This window comes from Marinobacterium zhoushanense (genome assembly GCF_014641945.1).
GTDB lineage: Bacteria > Pseudomonadota > Gammaproteobacteria > Pseudomonadales > Balneatricaceae > Marinobacterium_D > Marinobacterium_D zhoushanense.
The window spans coordinates 173928-195608 of record NZ_BMIJ01000001.1 but is presented as its reverse complement, the minus strand read 5'-3'; the positions used below and the strand labels follow the sequence as shown (position 1 = coordinate 195608).

At 60.6% G+C, this 21681-nt stretch carries 21 protein-coding genes; 12 read left to right on the top strand and 9 right to left on the bottom strand.

Going from position 1 to position 21681, the window contains the following annotated elements:
* Nucleotides 1-32 precede the first annotated feature (32 nt).
* Together nirB and nirD are read left to right on the top strand one after the other, a co-directional pair.
* Complete coding sequence (gene nirB, locus IEX40_RS00955; RefSeq protein ID WP_188745238.1) at nt 33-2570, top strand: nitrite reductase large subunit NirB; 2538 nt, start codon at nt 33-35, stop codon at nt 2568-2570.
* A gap of 25 nt (nt 2571-2595) precedes the next feature.
* A complete protein-coding gene (gene nirD, locus IEX40_RS00950; protein WP_188745237.1) occupies nt 2596-2967 on the top strand; it encodes a nitrite reductase small subunit NirD in 372 nt (123 codons plus the stop codon).
* Between the two features lie 254 nt (nt 2968-3221).
* Here the strand turns inward: nirD and IEX40_RS00945 are convergent, their stop codons facing one another.
* Nucleotides 3222-3779, bottom strand: a complete 558-nt coding sequence (locus IEX40_RS00945) for a HupE/UreJ family protein (RefSeq protein WP_188745236.1) — start codon at nt 3777-3779, stop codon at nt 3222-3224.
* Nucleotides 3780-4035: 256 nt separating this feature from the next.
* Here IEX40_RS00945 and IEX40_RS00940 point away from each other — a divergent pair, with 256 nt between their 5' ends.
* The 4 genes from IEX40_RS00940 (at nt 4036) to IEX40_RS00925 (ending at nt 8299) form a co-directional block, all read left to right on the top strand.
* On the top strand, nt 4036-5406 hold the full coding sequence (locus IEX40_RS00940) for a sensor histidine kinase (protein WP_229680449.1): 1371 nt from the start codon (nt 4036-4038) through the stop codon (nt 5404-5406).
* A complete protein-coding gene (locus IEX40_RS00935) occupies nt 5399-6394 on the top strand; it encodes an NADH-quinone oxidoreductase subunit B family protein (protein ID WP_188745235.1) in 996 nt (331 codons plus the stop codon). Before IEX40_RS00940 ends, IEX40_RS00935 begins: the two co-directional genes overlap by 8 nt.
* Nucleotides 6394-7845 (top strand): nickel-dependent hydrogenase large subunit, encoded by a 1452-nt coding sequence (locus IEX40_RS00930; RefSeq protein ID WP_188745234.1) that lies wholly within the window; start codon nt 6394-6396, stop codon nt 7843-7845. The genes IEX40_RS00935 and IEX40_RS00930 overlap by 1 nt, the downstream gene beginning before the upstream one ends.
* Before the next feature lie 202 nt (nt 7846-8047).
* Nucleotides 8048-8299, top strand: coding sequence for a hypothetical protein (locus IEX40_RS00925; protein ID WP_188745233.1), 252 nt, complete (start codon nt 8048-8050; stop codon nt 8297-8299).
* A gap of 164 nt (nt 8300-8463) precedes the next feature.
* Here the strand turns inward: IEX40_RS00925 and IEX40_RS00920 are convergent, their stop codons facing one another.
* Genes IEX40_RS00920 through IEX40_RS00910 form a run of 3 tightly spaced genes read right to left on the bottom strand, consistent with a single transcriptional unit; the run spans nt 8464 to nt 11546 of the window.
* A complete protein-coding gene (locus tag IEX40_RS00920; protein ID WP_188745232.1) occupies nt 8464-8844 on the bottom strand; it encodes a rhodanese-like domain-containing protein in 381 nt (126 codons plus the stop codon).
* Nucleotides 8841-10640, bottom strand: a complete 1800-nt coding sequence (locus tag IEX40_RS00915; protein ID WP_188745231.1) for a SulP family inorganic anion transporter — start codon at nt 10638-10640, stop codon at nt 8841-8843. Before IEX40_RS00915 ends, IEX40_RS00920 begins: the two co-directional genes overlap by 4 nt.
* A gap of 42 nt (nt 10641-10682) precedes the next feature.
* Nucleotides 10683-11546: an MBL fold metallo-hydrolase gene (locus IEX40_RS00910; protein WP_188745230.1), complete on the bottom strand. Its 864-nt coding sequence runs from the start codon at nt 11544-11546 to the stop codon at nt 10683-10685.
* Nucleotides 11547-11800: 254 nt separating this feature from the next.
* On the opposite strand from IEX40_RS00910, the gene acnA reads away from it, so the two are divergent.
* The 5 genes from acnA (at nt 11801) to IEX40_RS00885 (ending at nt 17764) form a co-directional block, all read left to right on the top strand.
* On the top strand, nt 11801-14476 hold the full coding sequence (gene acnA / locus IEX40_RS00905) for an aconitate hydratase AcnA (RefSeq protein WP_188745229.1): 2676 nt from the start codon (nt 11801-11803) through the stop codon (nt 14474-14476).
* Nucleotides 14477-14514: 38 nt separating this feature from the next.
* On the top strand, nt 14515-14943 hold the full coding sequence (locus tag IEX40_RS00900; RefSeq protein ID WP_188745228.1) for a VOC family protein: 429 nt from the start codon (nt 14515-14517) through the stop codon (nt 14941-14943).
* A 76-nt stretch (nt 14944-15019) separates the two neighbouring features.
* Nucleotides 15020-15898 carry an alpha/beta hydrolase gene (locus IEX40_RS00895; RefSeq protein ID WP_188745227.1) on the top strand — a complete coding sequence of 293 codons (879 nt, stop codon included), beginning with the start codon at nt 15020-15022 and terminating at the stop codon, nt 15896-15898.
* Nucleotides 15899-15906: 8 nt separating this feature from the next.
* A complete protein-coding gene (locus IEX40_RS00890) occupies nt 15907-17328 on the top strand; it encodes an SLC13 family permease (protein WP_188745226.1) in 1422 nt (473 codons plus the stop codon).
* 49 nt (nt 17329-17377) lie between these two features.
* On the top strand, nt 17378-17764 hold the full coding sequence (locus tag IEX40_RS00885) for a DUF488 domain-containing protein (protein WP_188745225.1): 387 nt from the start codon (nt 17378-17380) through the stop codon (nt 17762-17764).
* A gap of 34 nt (nt 17765-17798) precedes the next feature.
* Here the strand turns inward: IEX40_RS00885 and ppiC are convergent, their stop codons facing one another.
* Nucleotides 17799-18077 carry a peptidylprolyl isomerase PpiC gene (gene ppiC, locus IEX40_RS00880; RefSeq protein ID WP_188745224.1) on the bottom strand — a complete coding sequence of 93 codons (279 nt, stop codon included), beginning with the start codon at nt 18075-18077 and terminating at the stop codon, nt 17799-17801.
* Between the two features lie 255 nt (nt 18078-18332).
* On the opposite strand from ppiC, the gene IEX40_RS00875 reads away from it, so the two are divergent.
* On the top strand, nt 18333-18722 hold the full coding sequence (locus IEX40_RS00875; RefSeq protein WP_188745223.1) for a glutaredoxin family protein: 390 nt from the start codon (nt 18333-18335) through the stop codon (nt 18720-18722).
* 88 nt (nt 18723-18810) lie between these two features.
* On the opposite strand, the gene IEX40_RS00870 is transcribed toward IEX40_RS00875, so the two are convergent.
* From IEX40_RS00870 to IEX40_RS00855, 4 genes are all read right to left on the bottom strand, one after another.
* Nucleotides 18811-19764 carry a PA2778 family cysteine peptidase gene (locus tag IEX40_RS00870; RefSeq protein ID WP_188745222.1) on the bottom strand — a complete coding sequence of 318 codons (954 nt, stop codon included), beginning with the start codon at nt 19762-19764 and terminating at the stop codon, nt 18811-18813.
* Nucleotides 19765-19828: 64 nt separating this feature from the next.
* Nucleotides 19829-20218 (bottom strand): PA2779 family protein, encoded by a 390-nt coding sequence (locus tag IEX40_RS00865; RefSeq protein ID WP_188745221.1) that lies wholly within the window; start codon nt 20216-20218, stop codon nt 19829-19831.
* Between the two features lie 86 nt (nt 20219-20304).
* A complete protein-coding gene (locus IEX40_RS00860; protein WP_188745220.1) occupies nt 20305-20928 on the bottom strand; it encodes a LysE family translocator in 624 nt (207 codons plus the stop codon).
* Between the two features lie 36 nt (nt 20929-20964).
* A complete protein-coding gene (locus IEX40_RS00855) occupies nt 20965-21654 on the bottom strand; it encodes a class I SAM-dependent methyltransferase (protein WP_188745219.1) in 690 nt (229 codons plus the stop codon).
* Nucleotides 21655-21681: the final 27 nt, after the last annotated feature.

Below are 21681 nucleotides of genomic sequence, written 5' to 3'. Positions count from 1 at the left end.
CGAGCCCGAAACAGGTGCACAGGAGCAACATGATGAACAAGACACGTTTGGTTGTAGTCGGCAACGGCATGGTCGGCCACCAGTTTCTACAGAGCCTGGCCGACAGCGGCCGTTTGGGTGATTTCGAGGTCACCGTATTCTGTGAGGAACCACGTCTGGCCTATGACCGCGTGTATCTCAGCTCATACTTCAGCGGCAGCACCGCTGAGGATCTGGCCATGGGTAAGATCGAACAGTATCGCGAGTGGGGCCTCAACGTGCTGATCAGCGAGAAGGTGGTCGAGATCAACAAGGCCGACCACCTGGTGGTCTCCGACAAGGGCACCACACTGACTTACGACAAGCTGGTGATGGCCACCGGTTCCTACCCCTTCGTACCGCCGGTGCCGGGACATGACCGCGAGCACTGCCTGGTTTACCGTACCATCGAGGATCTGGAAGCGATCAAGGCCAGCGCCGCCCAGGGTAAGGTCGGCGTTGTCGTCGGCGGCGGTCTGCTCGGCTTGGAAGCGGCCAAGGCGCTGCGAGACCTGGGCTTGGAAACCCACGTGGTCGAGTTCGCACCGCGGCTGATGGCGGTGCAGCTGGACGACATGGGCGGCGCGCTGCTGCGCTCCAAGATCGAAGCGCTGGGCGTCAAGGTCCACACCAGCAAGAACACCCAGCAGATTGTCGACGGCGAGCAGTGCGTGCACCGCATGGAGTTCGCCGATGGCGAGGTGCTGGAAACCGACCTGATCCTGTTCTCTGCCGGTATCCGTCCGCGCGACCAGCTGGCGCGTGAGAGCGGCCTGGCGGTGGGCGAGCGCGGCGGTATCGTCATCAACAACCAGTGCCAGACCTCCGATGCCGACATCTATGCCATCGGCGAGTGTGCGCTCTGGGACGGCCGCATCTTCGGTCTGGTGGCGCCGGGTTACACCATGGCCAAGGTTGCTGTCTCTCAACTGACCGGCGGTGAATCCGAGTTTGCCGGCGCCGATATGAGCACCAAGCTGAAGCTGATGGGCGTCGATGTCTGCTCCATCGGCGATGCCCAGGGCCGTACCCCAGGCGCCAAGAACTACACCTGGCTCAACGAAGGCGATGGTACCTACAAGAAGCTGGTGGTCAGCCCCGACAACAAGATCCTGCTCGGCGCGATCCTGGTCGGCGATGCCGAGGCTTACGGCACCCTGCTGCAGTACATGCTGAACGAGATCCAGCTGCCGGAGTTCCCGGAGTCGCTGATCCTGCCCAGCCGCAACGACGACGCGCAGACCGGTCTTGGCGTGGCGGCGCTGCCGGAAACGGCGCAGATCTGCTCCTGCCACGACGTCTCCAAGGGCGATATCCGCGAGGCCGTTTCAGGCGGTTGCTGCTCGGTGGGTGACGTCAAGGGCGCCACCAAGGCCGGTACCGGTTGCGGTGGCTGCGTGCCGCTGCTGACCAGCCTGGTCAACCACGAGCTGGAGGAGCTCGGCGTCGAGGTCAGCCACGATATCTGCGAGCACTTCGCCTACACCCGCCAGGACCTGTACAACCTGGTGCGTGTCGGCAACATCCACAGCTTCGACGAACTAATGGAGAAGCACGGCAGGGGCGGCAAGGGCTGCCATATCTGCAAGCCGGCGGTGGGCTCCATCCTCGCCTCATGCTGGAACAACTACGTACTCGATACCCAGCAGGTGAAGCTGCAGGATACCAACGACACCTTCCTGGCCAACATGCAGAAGGACGGTACCTACTCCATCGTGCCGCGCATCGCCGGCGGCGAGATCACCCCGGACAAGCTGATCGTGCTCGGTCAGGTGGCCAAGGAGTATAACCTCTACACCAAGATCACCGGCGGCCAGCGTGTCGACCTGTTCGGTGCCCGCCTGGAGCAGCTGCCGGATATCTGGCGCAAGCTGATCGACGCCGGCTTCGAGACCGGACACGCCTACGGCAAGTCACTGCGCACAGTAAAATCCTGTGTCGGCAGCACCTGGTGCCGCTACGGTGTCGACGACAGTGTCGGCCTCGCCATTGAACTCGAGAATCGCTACAAGGGGCTGCGTTCACCGCACAAGATCAAGTTCGCTGTGTCCGGCTGCACCCGCGAGTGTGCCGAAGCACAGGGCAAGGATATCGGCGTTATCGCCACCGAGAACGGCTGGAACCTGTATGTCTGTGGTAACGGCGGTATGAAGCCGCGCCACGCCGACCTGTTCGCCACCGATCTGGATAAGGAAACGCTGATCAAGTACATCGACCGGGTGCTGATGTTCTACATCAAGACCGCCGACCGCCTGCAGCGTACCTCGGTGTGGATGGAGAACCTCGAGGGTGGCCTGAACTACCTGCAGGAAGTGGTGATCAACGACAGCCTCGGTATAGCCGAAGAGCTGGAGGCGCAGATGACACACGTGGTCGAGACCTACGAGTGCGAGTGGAAGAAGACCGTCAACGACGAGCAGGCGCTGAAGCGTTTCCGCCAGTTCGTCAATAGCGACAAGCCCGATTCCAACGTGGTGTTCGTGCAGGAGCGCGGCCAGATCCGTCCGGCGCGTGAGGAAGAGAAAGCAGAACCCATTGTAATGGTCGGCTAACAGCCCGTTTATTTAGGAGAACATCATGACTGCAGCACAAGAGTGGATCCATATCTGCAACCTCGATGATCTGGTCGCTGACTCGGGCATGTGTGCACTGGTTGGTGAACGTCAGGTTGCGCTGTTCTACATCCCGGAACAGAAACAGGTATTCGCAATCGACAACTACGATCCGGTGGGCAAGGCCAACGTGCTCTCGCGCGGACTGATCGGCTCTGCCGAAGAGAAGCTGTTCGTCGCCTCGCCGCTGTATAAGGAGCGCTACTGCCTGGAAAGCGGCGAGTGCCTGGATAATGACGAGTTGGTGCTGGATACCTGGCAGACCCGTATCGACGGTGAACGCCTGCTGCTCGATCCCCAACCGTTCAACCGCGTGGCGCTGAAACAGGCGGGCTGATGAGGCACGATGGATTAAACGAACAACAAGTCTGGTGAGTAACAGCCCCGGGGTCCCCCCCCTCCAACCTGTGCACCGGGCGGGAGTTTGCGTCTCCAGGGCTGTTTTTTACAGGGCCGCTAGAATAAGCGGCCCTTTTTTATGTACAGGATGGCAGTTCTCCCGCGGGCGAAAGCACAAAAAAAACCGGGCTAAGCCCGGTGGTAAACATGGCAAAGCCCGAGCCTAAGCCCCGGCTGCATGGGGTGATTAACTTAAAAAATCAGGCCACTTACGGCAATCGCAGCACCGGCGCTACGGGTCAAAATCGGCAATGCACGCAGGTGATGACCAGCCAGTGAACCGCCAAAATGCAGAATGGCACTGGTGGCCATAAAGCCGACAGCAAAAAGGGTCAGTGAGCCACTGGCCTCATGTCCATGGGCGAAGCCGTGAAACAGCGCGAAGAGCGCAGTCAGCAACAATGCTGCAGATGCAGGCAGGCGGACCATGGTGGTGATCAGGATACCGAGCAGCAGTACGGACAGCGCAATACCACCTTCCACCATCGGCAGGGCGAATCCGCTCAATGCCGCACCGAAACCGGCCAGCAGTGCCAGCATGAGCGCACCGGGTATGGCAAAACGCATCTGGCCCGGCTGCAATGCGGCCCAAACCCCGATCGCCAACATCGCCAGCAGGTGATCGGCTCCCATCAATGGGTGCAGCAGCCCGGAGGCGAGACCTGTGCCGGTGCTCGTGTGGGCAAAGGCAAGGCTTGGGCTCAGGCTCAGTGCTGCCAGTGTACAGAGGGTCAGGGCGTGTCGTTTCATGTTGGCTTCCTGTTCTATTGTTCTTTCAGCTCGAATGGGGTTTGACAAAGCAAGTGGGGTGCCAGCTGTATCGCGCGGGATCTCAATTACCCGATAACCAGTGAGTGTCCGGGTCGGCACGGTCAATGCCTACCAATATGAAGGGAGGCGGCTGATGGCAAAAACTGGTTAGCTGCCTGCCGAATGAGCCTGAGAGTGGAAAGTAACGAAGAGGTTGGCGTTCCCTCGCCTGAGCGTTAGGCTGGAGCCTCCTCCAATGAGCAGCAGACAGATGGCACAGCAGCAACCGCATAATGGCCAGCGCGATAGCGCGGCGACCGATGAAGCCTGGGTCAGCGTCATTCGCAAGATGGATGAGGCCTATGCCGATCTGGTGCACTACCAGGTGCAGGTCGAGGAGCAGAATGCGGCGCTGGAGGAGGCCCACAGCTTCTTCGACAGCGTGCAGTCGGCGATGAGCGACGTGCTGATCGCTTGCGACCACGAGGGGCGGATCCAGCAGGTCAACCGGGCGTTCGAGGAGCTTACCGGCCGTACCATGGAGTCGCTGCTCGATCAGCCGATGGAGAGCCTGTGCAGCGGCGACAGCCGCGCACGGCTGATCGACTGCCTGCAGCGGGTCAGGCGCGAACCGGTGCGTGACGAGCAGATCAGTATCGAAGGCGTTGACGGCCCGGTGCCGCTGGCGCTGAACTGCTCCCCCCGCTTCAATCAGCGCGGGCGTCTGGTCGGTGTCGTCGTCGCCGGTCGCCCGCTGGGCGAGCTGCAGCGCGCCTTTAACGAGCTGAACCAGGCCCATGCCGAACTCAAACTGGCGCAGGAGCGGCTGATCCAGGCGGAGAAAATGGCCTCCCTCGGCCGTTTGGTGGCCGGCGTCGCCCATGAGTTGAACAACCCGATTAGCTTCGTCTACGGCAATATGCACGCGTTGCAGCGCTATACCCGCCGCCTGGTGGAGTATTTCGATCTGGTGCAGTCCGGCGCCAGTCGCGAACAGCTGCGTGAGCTGCGCGAGCGGTTGCGGTTGGACCGGGTGATAGCGGATCTGGATTCGCTGGTCGAGGGCACAATGGAGGGCGCCGACCGGGTGCGTGAGATCGTCAACGACCTGCGCCAGTTCTCCTCCACTCAGAGCAGTGAGAAAGCGCCCTTCGATCTGATCCACGTGGTGCGCTCGGCGCTGCACTGGATCGTCAAGGAGAGCAAGGTCGATATCGCGGTTACGGAACAGTTGCCCCAGCAGCTGCAGGTGTGGGGGCACTCCGGCCAGATCCATCAGGTGGTGGTGAACCTGATCCAGAACGCAGCGGATGCGGTGGCCGATCAACTGCAACCGGCGCTGAGCTTGAGAGCCGGACAAACCGACCAGCTGGTCTGGTTCGAGGTGGCCGACAACGGCCCGGGCATCGAACCGGAGAACCTGCCGCACCTGTTCGACCCCTTCTTTACCACCAAACCGACCGGGCAGGGCACCGGCCTGGGGCTGTCGATCAGTTACGGTATCGTCAATGAACATGGCGGTACGCTCAGTATCGACAACCGGCCGGAGGGGGGCGCCCGTGCCCGACTGACGCTGCCCCAACTGAATCGAGGTGAAGAGCAGCCCGGAGGCGATATCGATGGCTAACCTGCTTTGGTTGCAGTCGGGCGGTTGCGGCGGCTGCTCCATGTCGCTGTTGGGGGCCGAGAGTCCGGATCTGATAACTACACTCCAAGCCGCCGGTATTCAGCTGCTCTGGCACCCGTCGTTGAGCGAGCAGACCGGTGCCGAGGTACGTGCGCTGCTGCAACGGATCATCGATGGCGAGCTGGCGCTGGATCTGCTCTGCATCGAAGGTTCACTGATGCGCGGGCCCAACGGCACGGGGCGATTTCACCTGTTTGGTGGTACCGGTATCCCGATGATCGAATGGGTGGAAAAACTGGCGGCACGGGCGCGTTACACCCTGGCGATCGGATCTTGTGCAGCCTATGGCGGTATCACCAGTGCCGGCGATAACCATACAGATGCCACCGGGCTGCAGTTCGAGGGCGAGTTGCGTGGTGGTTTGCTCGGCAGCGATTACCGTTCAGCGGGAGAACTGCCGGTAATCAACGTGTCCGGCTGCCCGGTACATCCCAATTGGGTCACCGAAACCCTGATCGAGCTGGCCCTTGAGGAAGGCGCTACGGAGCGGCTCGATACCCTGGGCCGGCCGCGCCTGTATGCCGACCAGTTGGTGCACCACGGCTGTACCCGCAACGAATACTACGAATACAAGGCCAGCGCCGAACGGCTGGGACAGCAGGGCTGCATGATGGAGCACCTGGGCTGCCTTGGTACCCAGGCCCATGGCGACTGCAACACGCGGCCCTGGAATGGTGAGGGCTCCTGCACCCGCGGAGGCTACGCCTGTATCAACTGTACCGCACCCGAGTTCGAGGAGCCGCGCCACGCCTTCATGGAAACCCCGAAGATTGCCGGTATCCCGGTTGGCTTGCCTACCGATATGCCCAAGGCCTGGTTCGTGGCGCTGGCCTCTCTGTCCAAGGCCGCCACGCCGGAGCGCCTGAAGGAGAATGCCCGTTCCGAGCAGCTGATCTATCCGCCGACGCAGCATAAGAGAAAGAACTGATGAGCCGAATAGTGGTGGGACCGTTCAATCGGGTCGAGGGTGACCTGGATATCACCTTGGACAGTGCCGATGGCCGGGTAACAGGGGCCAGAGTCAACGCCACGCTGTACCGGGGTTTTGAACGGATACTGCTGGATAAACCGGCGCTGGATGCTCTGGTCTACACGCCGCGTATCTGTGGTATCTGCTCGGTCAGCCAGTCGGTGGCAGCGGCGTTGGCGCTGGCGGATAGCCAGGGGATGCAACCCACCCGCAACGGTGAGTTGTGCCGCAACCTGATCCTGGCCAATGAATCACTGACCGATCTGCTGACCCATTTCTACCTGTTTTTCATGCCGGACTTTGCCCGCGAGAGCTACGCCAAAGAACCCTGGTTCGATGCCGTGGCGAGCCGCTTCAAGGCGGTCAGCGGCGAGGCGACGCGCGAGGTGTTGCCGGCGCGGGCCGAGTTTCTGCACCTGATGGGGCTGCTGGCCGGGAAATGGCCGCACACGCTTAGCATCCAGCCCGGTGGCTCGACCCGGCCGGTACAGCGCCAGGAGCGGCTGCGCCTGGTGGCCATTCTCGGCGCGTTCCGACGCTTTCTGGAGCGGGTGACCTTTGGCGACGACCTGGAGCGCATCACCGCAATCCACACCCCCGAGCAGCTGCGCAGCTGGCAGCAGGAAAAAACCTGGCAGGGCGGAGACCTGCGCACCTTCCTGCACCTGTCCGAGCAATTGGGGCTGGATCGCCTCGGCCGTGCCACCGACCGGTACATGAGTTTCGGCAACTATGCGCTACAGGGCGAACAGACGGTACCACGCGGTGTCTGGAGTCCGGGGAACGGCCTTCAGGCACTTGATCCAGGCCGGATTGTAGAGGATGTCAGCCACGCCTGGATGGAGCCGGCGCCGCCGCTGCATCCGGCGCACGGAGAGACCGAACCGGTTGCCGAAAAAGAGGATGCCTACAGCTGGTGCAAGGCGCCGCGACTGGATGGTCAGGTGGTGGAGACCGGCGCCCTGGCACGGGCGCTGGTGGCGGGGGATCCACTGTTGACCAGGCTGGTGATCGAGCAGGGCGGCAGTGTGCATACCCGGATGTTGGCACGCCTGCTGGAGCTGGCACGCACGCTGCCCAGGCTGCAGCAGTGGGCGCTGCAGATCGAGCCGGACGAGCCGTTCTGCCACCATCCGCAGCGGCTGCAGGATGGCGAGGGTGTCGGCCTGATGGAGGCGGCCCGCGGCAGCCTCGGGCACTGGATCTCGGTGCAGCGGGGGCGGATCTGCCGCTACCAGATCATCGCCCCGACCACCTGGAACTTCTCACCGCGGGATGCCGCCGGTCAGCCCGGAGCGCTGGAGCAGGCGCTGGTCGGTGCCCCGATACGCGAGGGCGAAACCGATCCGGTGGCGGTGCAGCATATCGTCAGGAGTTTCGATCCCTGCATGGTGTGCACGGTGCATTAGATTCATACCTCGGGGTCATAGCGCTAGCCAAATGTTGCGAAATCTTCAAAATGTGCCATAGATCAGTATGGGTGCGTGCAATCTGCTGTTAGATACATGTAAATGGCAGACAACAAAAGCAGAGGGGTTAACTATGCGCCTCGTCAAAGACCTCGTAGATAGCAGGATCGTCTTATACTGGACCGCGGACACCGGTAAGCAGTTGAGTACCTATCTTGCGTCGCTGAGTCAGGCCGAGGAGTGGTGGAAAGCCTATATGTTCTCCCGTTACGATGGAGAGGAGCGGCGGCAGTCGATTCTCGATCGACGGACCAATGCCGAAAAGCGTAGGCGGATCGCAGAGTCGAGCGAGCTGATACCCATATCGCCCTATGGGCGGCGCAGAACGGATATTCCGGTCAAGGTCGATAAGGATCTGGTTGCGGATAAGCTGAACACCTTAACTGGCCTATAAGCAGCTGGCTTGCAGTGCAGGGTTAGCGAAAGCGGATAAAGGTAGAGCCTGATCCCGACGTCGGATACAGGGTCGAGAGTCCACTATGCAGTGACGAATAGTGATAAACCGTGATAAAGAGCCCCGTTTGAGCAGGGCTCTTTTTTTGCAGCCATAGCGGATGCTCACTCGAAATCCGGCAGGTTGGGATGAGTCACCGGTTTGTCGGCATTGACCCAGGCGTCGAAGCCTCCCGCGATAGATAGCACATGCAGATAACCCATCGCCTTCAGGCTTAAAGCCGAGAGCGCGGCGCGACCGCTGGTCTTGCAGTACAGCACCAGGTTGAGGTCCCGTGCCGAGAGCTTGTCATCGTTGCTGAGCCGAAACTCCAGCATGCCGCGGGGGATGTTGATCGCGCCGGGCAGGTGGCCCGACTGATACTCATCAGGTTCGCGCACATCGATCACCACGTCGGCCCGTTGAACCGCCAGTTCCGCGTCATCGAGACCGATCTCCGCAATCTGTTGCTTGGCTTCTACAACCAGTTCGTGCGCAGTTTTCATTCCGGTTTCTCCTTTACGGGTTTTAGATTCGATTGAATCGGACAGTGTGAGGCCAAAGCGTTCAGCGTGTTTCGCGTCGTCTGTGGGTCCAGCATTAGCAATGCCTCATAGTGGCTGATGAAGACCCTGCCGCCGAACAGGTCGAGGAAGCGCGCACGGCGCAGTCGGTCCATGACCGGCCCCTTCACCTCGGACAGGTGCAGCTGAATCCCGGCGGCGTGCAGGCGCTCGCCGATCGCCTCCAGGCTTTCCAATGCGCTGGCATCTATCAGGTTGACGCCGGAGCACATCAACACCAGATGGCTGATTCCGGGGCGGGCGGCGACCAGTTCGGAGATGCGATCCTCCAGGTAGCGGGCATTGGGGAAGTAGAGGTTCTCATCCACCCGGACCGACAGCACGCTATGGCTCTCGACGACGTGGAAGCGCGCCACGTTGCGAAAGTGCTGACTGCCGGGCAGCTGACCGATGACCGCAATATGCGGCTGGCTGGTACGCCAGAGAAACAGCAGCAGCGACAGGCCCAGGCCCATTAGCAGGCCGGTCTCGATGTTGATCAGCAGCACGCCGAGCATCGTCGCCAGCATCGCCGCACCGTCCTGCCAGGCATACTGCCAGGTGCGCTTGAGGGCGGCCAGGTCAACAAGGCTGAGCACCGCAACAATGATAATGGCGGCTAGAACCGCACGGGGCAGACTCTCGAACAGCGGCGCGAACAGCAACACCGTGAGCGCCATGCCCAGCGCCGACAGTGCCCCCGCCATCGGCGTCTGCGCCCCCGCCTCATAGCTCACGACCGAACGGGAAAAGCCACCGGACACCGGCATGCCGCTGCTCAGTGCCGTGAGGATATTGGCGCCGCCCAGCGCGATCAGTTCCTGATTGGGGGCGACGCGCTCGCGCCGGCGGGCGGCGAAAGTCTGCGCGACCGAAACGGAGCCGATAAAGCCGACCAGACTGATCAGCACTGCCAGCGGCAGCAGTTCAACTATCAGCTCGGGGTCGAGCGGTGGCAGGGTGAGCGCGGGCAGCTCGCGTGGCACCTCGCCGACCACGGCCACACCCCGCTGATCCAGATCGAGCAGCTTGACCAGCAGCGCCGTGACCAGCAGCGTCAGCAGTGGCGCCGCTTTGTTCAGGGTCGAGGCCAGGCTGGGTGTAAAGCCCAGCGCAGTCAGCCAGACGTTGCCCCGGTTGCGGCAGAGATAGAGAAACACCAGGCTCAGAGCGCCGATGGCGAGCGTGGCCAGGTGTGTCTCGGTCAGCGCAAACAGGGTCGAGCGCAACAGTTCCAGCGCCGTATCGCCCGTGGTTTGAACGCCAAGGATATGGCGTAGCTGGCTCAGGGTGATCAGTATGGCCGAGGCGCTGATAAACCCGGAGATCACCGGGTGGCTGAGGAAACTGATCAGAAATCCCAGACGCAGCAGGGACATCATCAGCATCACACCACCCGAGAGCAGCGCCAGCAACAGGGCGGCCTGAACATACTCGGTGGTGCCCGGCGTGAACAGCGGGGTAAGTGCAGATGCGGTCAGCAGCGCCACCACCGCGACCGGGCCGACTGCCAGCGTGCGGCTGGTACCGAGCAGTGCATAAGCGATCGGCGGCATAATGCTGGCATAGAGCCCAACAACCGGCGGCAGTCCGGCCAGCATGGCATAGGCCAGGCTCTGGGGAATCAGCAGCAGCGTTAGAATGATCGCCGCGAGCCCGTCACTGCTCGCACTATTCCTGTCATACCGGCGTGCCCAACTCAGAAAAGGCAGGTATCGCCCCCAGCGCTCACTCTTCATGCTTCTGGTCCAAACCTCCTGCGGCTATTGCTACGCGTATGATCAGAGCAGATCCAGCGGGATCTTCAAGTAGCGGATGCCGTTCTTTTCCGGCTCCGGAAGTTCGCCGGCACGCATATTGACCTGCACCGAGGGCAGGATCAGAGCGGGCATGCTCAGCTGAGCATCTCGTTCGGTGCGCATCTGCACGAACTGCTCCTCGGTAACCTGATCATGAATATGGACATTGTTCCGTCGCTGTTCGCCGATGCTGGTTTCACACTGAAAGTGTTCGCGCCCCTCCGCCTTGTAATCGTGGCAGAGAAACACCGGGGTCGCGTCCGGGAACTCGTACAACTTGTGGATGGAATGGAACAGCGCCCGAGCATCGCCGCCGGGAAAATCACAGCGGGCGGTGCCGTAATCGGGCATGAACAGGGTATCGCCGACAAACAGCGCATCGCCGATGCGGTAACTCATGCACGCTGGGGTGTGCCCCGGGGTATGAAGCGCGATGGCGTCCAGCGAACCGACCTGAAAGCGTTCACCATCTTTCAGCAGATGATCGAACTGACTGCCATTACGGGCGAATTCGGGGTCGCAGTTAAACACCTTGCCGAAGGTTTCCTGGATGATATCGACATGGCTGCCGATGGTGATACGGCCACCCAAGCGTTGTTTCAGGTAGGGGGCGGCGCTCAGGTGATCGGCATGGACATGGGTTTCCAGTATCCACTCCAGTCTCAGCTCCTGACTGCGCACGTAATCCACCAAGCGGTCGGCGTTAGTGTATGAGGTACTTGCCGCAGCGGCATCATAATCGAGCACGGAGTCAATGACTGCACATGCGCGGGTCTCCTCGTCGACCACGACATAGCTGTAGGTGAAGGTCGATGGATCGAAAAAGGGTTCTACATGCATGGCCATATTCCTGTTCAGTCGGTTTCAGTCGCTTAACCTAGTGTAGGCAGGCATCGGTTTGGTGTGCATCGCAAAGCGTTAGCAGTGCGGCCTCAGCCATTATATTAGAAGTAACTAATTTATAAAAGGGCGACTCATTGGTTTACCCCTGGGTGCCCATGAGTTATTCGCATACGCCCCCGTGTCGATGAATCCTGAACTACCTTGATAACACGGCATCAAAGGCCGAAGAGGAACTACTGCCAACAGGGAGGCCGCCTATGCTCAGTTCAATCGACTCCTTCCAAACCGCCAGCCAACTGCAGGTGGGTGATACCACCTACGGCTACTACTCCCTCAAAGAGGGAGAACTTGGACAGATGGCGGAGGTTGCGCGCCTGCCGGTATCGATCAAGGTGCTGCTGGAAAATCTGCTGCGCTATGAGGATGGGGAAACCTGCTCCCGCGACGACGTATTGGCACTGGTTAAAAGCCGCGGGCGGGCTGCCGAACACGAAATCTCCTACCACCCGGCGCGAGTACTGATGCAGGACTTCACCGGCGTGCCCGCGGTGGTGGATCTGGCTGCGATGCGTAATGCGCTGCTCGCGCGTGGCGCCGATCCCCAGCGCATCAATCCGCTGTCGCCGGTGGATCTGGTGATCGACCACTCGGTGACCATCGACCGTTTCGGTACGCCGACGGCGTTCCAGGACAATGTCGATATCGAGATGCAGCGCAACCTGGAGCGTTACCAGTTCCTGAAGTGGGGGCAGGGCGCGTTCGACAATTTCCGCGTGGTGCCGCCCGGCACCGGCATCTGCCATCAGGTAAACCTGGAGTACCTGGCTAAATCGGTGTGGACAGAGCAGCGTGATGATCAGTATCTGGCCTATCCCGACACCCTGGTCGGCACCGACAGCCACACCACGATGATCAACGCCCTCGGTGTGCTCGGCTGGGGTGTCGGCGGTATCGAAGCGGAAGCGGCGATGCTGGGCCAGCCGGTGTCGATGCTGATCCCGGACGTGGTCGGTTTCGAACTCAGTGGCACGCTGCAGGAGGGGATTACCGCCACCGACCTGGTGCTGCGTGTGGTGCAGATGCTGCGCGAGCACGGTGTGGTGGGCAAGTTCGTCGAGTTTTACGGCGATGGTCTAAACCAGTTGCCGATCGCCGATCGCGCCACCATCGCCAATATGGCGCCCGAGTATGGCGCCACCTGCGGCTTCTTCCCGATCGATGCTCAGACCATCAATTACCTGCGCCTGAGTGGACGTGACGAGCAGACTCTGGCGCTGGTTGAAAGCTATTGCAAGGCGCAGGGGATGTGGCGCGATGAGCAGTACCAGACACCCGAATTTGCCGCGAGCCTCACGCTCGACCTGTCCAGTGTCGAGCCCAGCCTGGCCGGACCCAAGCGACCGCAGGACCGAGTCGCAGTGAAGGATCTGAAATCATCGATCGATGCCTTTGTCGAGCTAGCAGGCAAGCGCGACCAGCTCGATACCGAGTACCCGCTGGAGGGCTCGGACGAGGGGATGCACCACGGCGATGTGGTGATCGCGGCTATCACCTCCTGTACCAACACCTCCAACCCGGCGGTGATGCTGGGTGCCGGGCTGCTGGCGCGTAAGGCGGTGGCAAAGGGGATGAAGGTGAAGCCCTGGGTCAAAACCTCGCTGGCGCCGGGCTCGCGGGTGGTGACTGAGTACCTCAATAAATCCGGTGTGCAGCAGGATCTGGATACCCTTGGCTTCAACCTGGTCGGCTATGGTTGCACCACCTGTATCGGCAACTCCGGGCCGCTGGCGGACCCGGTCGAGAACGCGATAAAACAGAATGACCTGATCGTCTCTTCGGTCCTGTCGGGTAACCGTAACTTCGAGGGGCGGATCCACCCTCTGGTGCGCGCCAACTGGCTGGCATCGCCGCCGCTGGTGGTGGCATACGGCCTGGCGGGCACCACGCGTATCGATCTGAGCAAGGATCCGTTGGGCAATGGAGCCGATGGCAAACCGGTCTATCTTAAGGATATCTGGCCCAGCAACGCCGAGATCAACGACCTGGTGCGTCAGATCGACAATGAGATGTTTCGCCGTGAATATGGCTCGGTATTCGATGGCGACGCGCGCTGGCGGCAGATCGACAGCGGCAGCGGCTCCACCTACGCGTTCCCCGCCGACTCCACCTATATCCAGCAGCCTCCCTTCTTTGACGCGGCTTACGCCGGCAAGGTCGAGGATATCAGAGGCGCCGCGATCCTGGCCCTGCTCGGCGATTCGGTTACCACCGACCATATCTCCCCGGCCGGCGCCATCCCCAAGGAAAGTCCTGCCGCGCAATACCTGCGTTCGCGCGGTGTCGAGCAGCAGGACTTCAACTCCTACGGCTCGAGGCGCGGCAACCATGAAGTGATGATGCGCGGCACCTTCGGCAATATCCGTATCCGCAACGAGATGACACCGCAGATCGAGGGTGGCTACACCCGCAAACGTGGCGAGACCGAGCCTCGGTTCATCTACGATGTGGCGATGGACTATCAGGCTGAACAGATCCCCAGCGTGGTGATCGCAGGCAAGGAGTATGGTACCGGCTCCAGCCGGGACTGGGCGGCCAAGGGGACTCTGCTGCTGGGTGTCAAAGCGGTTATCGTCGAAAGCTTCGAGCGTATCCACCGATCGAATCTGGTCGGCATGGGGGTATTGCCGCTGCAGTTCACCGAGGGCGAGGATCGCAACTCCCTGGGACTGACCGGGGATGAACAGGTCGATATTCTCGGTTTGGACGCGGGTCTAAAGCCGAAACAGACGTTTAAGGCGATCATCCACTATGCTGATGGGAAAGAGCGCGAGATCGAGTTGCTCTCACGCCTGGATACGCAGGTCGAGGTGAAGTACTACCAGGCCGGTGGCGTGCTCAACTTCGTACTCGAGCGCCTGAGCAAGACGACCTGACCTGCAGGGAGCACCGGGCCGTCCAGCAGGAGGGCCTTATGGAACCTCGTATCAGTCTGATCGCGCTCGGGGTTGACGATCTCGAACGCTCCTACCGTTTCTACCACGACGGGTTGGGCTTTCCCGCCAATTATGCGGGGGGGGATATCCTGTTATTCCGTAGTAGCGACTCACGCCTTGCGCTCTATCCGCGCTCCAGTCTTACCAAGGACTCTGCACCGCGGCTGGTGGGCAAGCACAGCGAGTTCCCTGGCGCGACGCTGAACTACAACACCGGCGATAAGGCGTTGGTGGATCTGCTGCTGCACCGCGCGGAGCTGGCCGGAGGCGAGATCGTCAAACCGGCTGAGGACACCTTCTGGGGCGGATACAGTGGCTATTTCTCCGATCCTGATGGCTATCTGTGGGAGGTAGCCTGGGCCGATTTCTGGCAGATCAACGAGGACGGGACAGTAGAGATCGATTAGATCTAAACTGTTGTGTGCTAATCTTTATTGTCTGATTTCAGGTCCAAACACCCAGTATTCAAAGGGGGCTGGCACCATGTTCAACGGCGCTTTCAACTCAATCGATATCGAAACCAGTGGCGCGACCATCCACTGCGTCCACGGTGGCAAGGGAGCGCCGCTCCTGCTGCTGCATGGTTATCCGCAGACCCATATGATCTGGCATGAGGTTGCCCCGGCGCTGGCCGAGCGGTTCCACGTTATCTGTCCTGACCTGCGTGGTTACGGCGATAGCAGCAAGCCGGCGGGCGAAGCGGACCACGCTAACTATTCAAAGCGCGCGATGGCGAAGGATATGGCCGAGCTGATGAGCCATTTCGGCTACCAGCGCTTTGCCGTCGCCGGGCATGACCGTGGCGCACGCGTTACGCATCGTCTGGCGCTGGACTATCCCGAGCGCGTCTTGGCCGCCTGCGTGATGGATATCGCGCCGACGCTGCACATGTTTGAACATACCGATCAGGCATTCGCCACCGGTTACTACCACTGGTTCTTCCTGATTCAGCCCGACGGCCTGCCCGAACACATGATCGGGCTCGATCCCGATTACTATCTGGCTGAAAAACTCAAGCGCTGGTCCGCGCCCGGGGCGACCTTCTCACCCCGTGCCGTGGCGGAGTACAGCCGCTGCTTCGGCGATCCGGCGGCGATTCACGGCTCCTGCGAGGATTACCGTGCGGCCGCCGGCATCGATCTGGAGCACGACCGCGCCGACCTTGGGCGTAAGCTGTCCTGCCCGCTGCTGGTGCTCTGGGGTAATCAAGGGTTCGTACACCGCACCTATGATTTGTTGGCGGTTTGGCGCGAGTACGCCGAGGATGTGAGCGGCTGGGCGCTGGAGTCCGGCCACTTCTTGCCGGAGGAGGCAGCGGAGGCGGTAATCGAGGCGCTGAGAGAGTTTTTCACACAGGGTTGAAGTGATTGATGGAAGAGACGAAAGGGAACCTCGTACGGGAGATTCTGCAGCATCCCGCTCGCCTGTTCATGCTGCTGTTGCTGCCGTTGGCGGGCTGGGTACTGGTCGACCCTCCGACTATGCTAAGTGCTCAGCAGGGTCAGGTGTTGGCCATCGTGATCCTCACCCTGGGACTGCTGGTGACCAGCGTGCTGCCGGGTTATATGACGGCGCTGCTGTTCTTCCTTGCCGCCATTCTGCTCGAGGTTGGAACCCCGGCCGAGATCTTCTCCGGCTTCTATTCGGCGGCCTTCTGGCTGATCGTCGCCGGAATGGTGATCGGCATGGCGATCAAGTCCACCGGGCTGGGCGATCGCGTTGCAGCGCTGCTGGGCAAGCACCTTGAGCACAGCTACGCCTGGCTGATCGGCGGACTGATGCTGACCTGTACCCTGCTCGGTTTCCTGATGCCCTCCTCAATGGGGCGTGCGGTGATGATGATCCCGATCGGCATTGCCCTGGCCGAGCGTTGCGGTTTTGCGTCCGGCTCCAAGGGGCGTACCGGCATTGCGCTGGCTGTCGCCTTCGGCTGCCATATGCCCACCTTCGCGATACTGCCGGCGAACATCCCCAATGTCGTTCTAATCGGGGCGGCCGAAACCATCTACGACCTGCACTTCAGCTATACCCACTACCTGCTGCTGCACTTCCCCGTACTCGGGGCGCTCAAGGCTGTGCTGATCGCCTGGCTGATCATGCGCCTGTTCCCGGACCAACCCAAGGTGAACTCAAGCACTGTCACCGGTGATCAGTGCGATCCGGATCAGCTGCGGGGGCAAAAGAAACTCGGCATCGTGCTGCTGATAACCCTTGGCTTCTGGATCACCGATAGCCTGCACGGTATCAGCCCGGCCTGGATTGGACTTGCGGCAACCTGCTTTCTGTTGCTGCCAAGAGTTGGTTTGGTGGACAGCCAGCGCTTTTCAGCCGGTATGGATATGACCCTGTTGCTGTTTATCGCCGGCGTGCTGGGGCTTGGGCGGCTGGTGGCCAGTTCTGGCCTGGGCAGTGTGCTGGCGATGCAGATGGAGCAGTGGCTGCCGCTGGAGCAGGGCGCTGACTTCATCAACTTCGTCTCGCTCAGCCTGATGTCCGTTGTTGCCGCGTTGGGGGTGACACTACCCGGTGTGCCCGCAGTACTGACGCCGATGGCCGCGGATCTGGCGGCCCAGACCGGCTGGAGCGTGGAAAGCGTGCTGATGACCCAGGTGCTAGGCTTCTCCACCATTCTGTTTCCGTACCAATCCGGGCCGCTGCTGGTGAGCATGCAGCTGGCCAAGGAGCCGCTGGGTCATCTGCTACGCGTCACGATACCGCTGACACTGATCACGCTGTTGGTGCTGATGCCGCTGGATTATCTGTGGTGGTTGGTCGTTGGGGAGTTGAGCTAGCGGCGGCTAAACTCTACTCGGGCAGTCCAGAGAAAAGCAGAGGCAATGTATGACCATTCGCGTAGTACGTTTAGGAACACAACGTGCCGAGGACGAGGGCATACGATTGGGTACTGTCCGTCGTCCGCCCCGGGGCGTTAAAAAGAGCGAGTTTGCCACCCAGAACTGGTATGACGTCTGGCTGCCGATCCTGTCGCCCTCGCCGGAGCTGGTCAAACAGGCCCAGGCCGCTACGACCGACAAGGAGTGGGCGGCGTTCGAGAAGAGGTTTCGCAAAGAGCTGACCAGCCCTGACGCCAGCCACACCCTGGATCTGCTGACAGCACTGTCGAAACAGAGCAATTTCTCTATTGGCTGCTACTGCGAGGATGAATCGCGTTGTCATCGCCGGGTGTTGCGTGAAGTGCTGAATGAACGCGGGGCGGAGGTTGAGTAGTGATCCTTGATTAACTGCTCGCTTACGCTATGACTCAAGTGCGATACAGCGTCTTTATCAGGTGGTAACCGAAGCGGGTTTTTACCGGACCGTGTACTTTGAGCAGTGGGCGTTTGAACACAACGTCATCGAACGCCTTGACCATATCGCCACGATGAAACTCACCCAAGTCACCGCCTCGCTTTCCAGACGGGCAGATGGAATGACGCTTGGCTAACGTCTCGAATTTTTTGCCTTGCTTCAACTGGTCGAGAAGATCCAGGGCTTCTTTCTCTGTCTTTACCAGTATGTGCAGTGCCGCCGCTGTAGCCATAGCTCATCTCGCTGATCAGGTCGAAAATTAACCTTGTTATCCTATCAATAAACGGTGCAGTAGAGCACGGCATTAAATCATTCCTATCTGGGTGAAACGACCGCTCTGCACCGTATAGCTGTCCCGTTACGAACTCGATCTGGCAGGCCAGGAGATATTCATTCGGGTTGGCAGTTACTGAAGGATTTTTCCGACCAATTTGGTAAACTTCCCCGCTTTCAACGAACCACCTGCAAGACAGTACGAGGAATTCCAATGCGCTGGGTGATACGACTCTTTTTTAGACTGCTGCGTCGGCTGCTGATGCCGTTCATGCTGGTTTACGCCGCACTCTCCAAGCCCAAGCCAATTTCGCGTGACGATCAGGCGCAGGCCCAGGTGGATACGGACTGCCGCAGTCTGACGCTGTATCAGTTCGTTACCTGTCCCTTCTGTATCAAGGTGCGCAAGGAGATTCATCGACTGGCGCTGCCCATCGGCATGGCCAATGTGCAGCGTGATGCCGATGCGCGCAAAGCGCTGGAGCAGGGAGGTGGTCGCGTGAAGGTACCATGCCTGAAGATTGAACATGAGGACGGCCGCACCGAGTGGGTGTACGAATCTTCCGACATCAACAACTACTTGCGCCAGCGCTTCGCTCCCTGAGCGTAGCATAGGGGGATGTGGGCGTTCATGGGCGCAAGGTACCGAACGCCTGCATCAGCTAAGCCCGTAGTCCCTATCGGTAGTAGCCCTATTCGGCTTTTGCCTTTTCCGCCTGCTCCAGCGTTTCTCTGTAGAGCGCTGACTCCTGCTCATTCGCCAGTTCAACTGCTTGTTTTGCATAACCCACCGCTTCGGCGGCCTGACCGGTATCGATCAGCGTCTGGGCCAGGTTGTTCAGCGCTGGCGCATAGTCGGGGTGGAGCTCGGTTATCCGCCGGTACTGCTGGCCCGCGCGCCGTGGGTCACCCTGAATATAGAGCTGATTGCCATAACCCATCAGCATCTCCTTGTGATCGGGCCAGTGGGCCAGGCCGGTCTGCCAGGCTTTCAGAGCATCTTCCGCGTTAGCTTGGGATTCGAACGCGGCGGCAGCGAGGAAATAGGGTGTGGCATCGGCCCGTGGCGGCAGTTGCCCCGGTTTCAGTGCGACCAGTGCCCAGTTCTTGCCCCGGCTCCAGGTGCGCTCGAACAGCTTCAGACTGATCTCGTAGCGCTCGATCAGGCCGGAGCGCAGAATGATGCTGCCCTTGTCCAGGTCGTATCCAACCACCACGGCATAGTGCCACTGCGGATACCACTCCAGTCCCAGGTTTTGCAGCACGAGGACCGGGTAGCCGGCGTCGACGGTCTGCAGCAGTACCTCTAATGAGGGTTCGAGCGGATAGGCCAGGCGCTGGTAATGGCGGGTGGCTGCCTGCATCTCCACCTGGAAGCTGCCTTTTCGTCCCGGTACATAGACGCGAGGGGTCAACTCGTTGGGTGAAACGGTCACGTCGCTGTAGTTGAGCAGTGTGGCCAGCGCCGCCGGTCCACACTGGTACTCCTCCTGAGGATAGAAGGGCACGTCGACGAGCTCACGCTCGCTGTTCATGGGCAGTGTGGCCTGCAGTTGCAACAGGGCGTGTGTCTGGGGTGTAGCGCTGCATCCCGCCAGGATCAGCAACACGATGAGGCTCAGGCAGAGACGAAGCTGTTTGGTCATGGTGATGGGGCAGATCCACTGCTGTCTGGAGAGATAGACGCCCGGGCCGAAGCCCGGGCCTCGCTTAGATGCGGGGGAATATATCCGTTACGCCTGCGACATCGAGCAGAATCAGGATCAACAGCACCAAGGCGATGGTGCCGAGGGCACCGCTACCGGCCGGTAACTGGTCCAGTCGGCCTTCGACCTGGGCCAGTTCCGCCGGGGTCATGCCGTTGACACGCTCCTGCACCATGTTCGGGTCGACGCCGAGGTCGATCATCTGCTGTTTGACATCGTCACGGGCCAGCATATCGTGGATCCGTGCTCGCTGGGTGTCGAGTTCGGTCTCCGCAGCGATCTGGTCGGTGCCGACAATTGCAGCATAGGCGGGGGCTTGAATACCGGCGAAGGTGAAAAACAGCGCCACCAGCGCGGCAATAAATCGGGATCGGGTTACGTCATGTAGGTTCATATGATGGACTCCTTGCCTATCGTTTGGAGTAGGCTTTCACTCCGGTAGTATAGTCAGCCCATTCGACCCCGCTTGCGCGCTCAGGTTCAGCTTCGTGCCATAATCGTACCGATCGTCATCAACAGCAGCCCATTCACCGCATTGAAGGCGCGCCCCAGACGCGGCATCCGCAGTCGGCGGGCCCGGTCGGCGACCAGTGACAGGCCGCAGAGCCAGAGCATGCTGATGGTAAAGTGTACAAAGGCCATCGCCATTGACTGCACCAGCGCGGAACCGGCGGGGTCGATGAACTGGGGTAGAAAGGCCATGTAGAAGATCACGGCCTTGGGGTTGAGTACATTGGACAGTACTCCTTCGCTCAGTGAGCGCCAGGGGCGCAGGCGCTGTACAGCGGTATCTGTCGACGCGGTCGGCACCACGCCGTTACGCAGTGTGGACCTGAGGGTCATCAGCCCCAGCCAGATCAGGTAAAGCGCGCCGGCCAGCTTGAGCAGGGTGAACGCCCAGGCGGATTGCAGCAGAATGACCGAGATGCCAAGTGCGGAGACGGCCGCATGCACGAACAGGCCGCTGCTGATGCCCAGCGTGGTCAGCGCGCCATCTTGCCAACCGCCACGGGCGCTGTTGCGCAGCACCAGCAGGGTATCCACGCCTGGCGAGAGTGTCAGCAGCAGGATCGCCACCAAGAATGCTACGTATTGGAACTCCACCTATGGCGCCACCCAGTCTGCGTAAAAAAACGATTTTCAGACCAAGCGTATTCGATGTCCAGTGTATTTCGCCGCAGAGCGGTGGTAGTGCAGAATCGAGCCTTTGTAGGGCGCGTCGAGATAGTCGGTATGGGGCGGTTGGCATTTATCAACCGTATATCCCAACGTGCTCATCTCCCGGGAAAACCGGTTTTGGTTGCCGCGGCCCGGGTCGACGATGATCACGTCGCATTCGGTGCGTGCATGACGGTCGATAAACTCCGATAGCAGCTGTGCGTGTCTTGCCTCATAGAGCAGGTCGCTGCCGATAATGGTGTCGAACAGTCCTAGCCTATCGCTGCGATCTGCCCAGCCGGTGCGTGTGAACGGGATATGGCGTCCGCCATTGATCCGTACGTTCTCGGCCAGAAAACCGCCCGCTTCGGGGTGGTAATCGGTGGCGGTGATATCCGCCTGACGCTGGCTCAGCACCAGGCTGGACAGGGCGATACCGCAGCCCACCTCCAGTATCCGCTTGCCCTCGATTTCGAAGTCAATCATGTGGTGCGCCAATACCTGACCGGAGGCCCAGACGATGCCGAATATGGGCCAGGTGGCGGATGAGATGCCCAGACGTTCGGCAACACCATCCTGATCGCTGAACTGCTGGTTGTCGCGCAGGGTACGCAGATGGATATCGTGACCGCCGACTTCGAGGGTCTGGTAACGCAAACGCAGGGGGGACATGTGAGTACCGGGGGCGCGGGTGAATGA

Bases quoted from the DNA above. Each gene is read 5' to 3' on its own strand.
- IEX40_RS00910 (WP_188745230.1), bottom strand. From the start codon at position 11,546: ATGGCCATGCATGTAGAACCCTTTTTCGATCCATCGACCTTCACCTAC.
- nirB (WP_188745238.1), top strand. From the start codon at position 33: ATGAACAAGACACGTTTGGTTGTAGTCGGCAACGGCATGGTCGGCCAC.
- IEX40_RS00940 (WP_229680449.1), top strand. From the start codon at position 4,036: ATGAGCAGCAGACAGATGGCACAGCAGCAACCGCATAATGGCCAGCGC.
- IEX40_RS00930 (WP_188745234.1), top strand. From the start codon at position 6,394: ATGAGCCGAATAGTGGTGGGACCGTTCAATCGGGTCGAGGGTGACCTG.
- nirD (WP_188745237.1), top strand. From the start codon at position 2,596: ATGACTGCAGCACAAGAGTGGATCCATATCTGCAACCTCGATGATCTG.
- IEX40_RS00945 (WP_188745236.1), bottom strand. From the start codon at position 3,779: ATGAAACGACACGCCCTGACCCTCTGTACACTGGCAGCACTGAGCCTG.
- IEX40_RS00935 (WP_188745235.1), top strand. From the start codon at position 5,399: ATGGCTAACCTGCTTTGGTTGCAGTCGGGCGGTTGCGGCGGCTGCTCC.
- IEX40_RS00855 (WP_188745219.1), bottom strand. From the start codon at position 21,654: ATGTCCCCCCTGCGTTTGCGTTACCAGACCCTCGAAGTCGGCGGTCAC.
- IEX40_RS00865 (WP_188745221.1), bottom strand. From the start codon at position 20,218: ATGAACCTACATGACGTAACCCGATCCCGATTTATTGCCGCGCTGGTG.
- acnA (WP_188745229.1), top strand. From the start codon at position 11,801: ATGCTCAGTTCAATCGACTCCTTCCAAACCGCCAGCCAACTGCAGGTG.
- IEX40_RS00900 (WP_188745228.1), top strand. From the start codon at position 14,515: ATGGAACCTCGTATCAGTCTGATCGCGCTCGGGGTTGACGATCTCGAA.
- IEX40_RS00915 (WP_188745231.1), bottom strand. From the start codon at position 10,640: ATGAAGAGTGAGCGCTGGGGGCGATACCTGCCTTTTCTGAGTTGGGCA.
- IEX40_RS00870 (WP_188745222.1), bottom strand. From the start codon at position 19,764: ATGACCAAACAGCTTCGTCTCTGCCTGAGCCTCATCGTGTTGCTGATC.
- IEX40_RS00920 (WP_188745232.1), bottom strand. From the start codon at position 8,844: ATGAAAACTGCGCACGAACTGGTTGTAGAAGCCAAGCAACAGATTGCG.
- IEX40_RS00875 (WP_188745223.1), top strand. From the start codon at position 18,333: ATGCGCTGGGTGATACGACTCTTTTTTAGACTGCTGCGTCGGCTGCTG.
- IEX40_RS00895 (WP_188745227.1), top strand. From the start codon at position 15,020: ATGTTCAACGGCGCTTTCAACTCAATCGATATCGAAACCAGTGGCGCG.
- ppiC (WP_188745224.1), bottom strand. From the start codon at position 18,077: ATGGCTACAGCGGCGGCACTGCACATACTGGTAAAGACAGAGAAAGAA.
- IEX40_RS00890 (WP_188745226.1), top strand. From the start codon at position 15,907: ATGGAAGAGACGAAAGGGAACCTCGTACGGGAGATTCTGCAGCATCCC.
- IEX40_RS00885 (WP_188745225.1), top strand. From the start codon at position 17,378: ATGACCATTCGCGTAGTACGTTTAGGAACACAACGTGCCGAGGACGAG.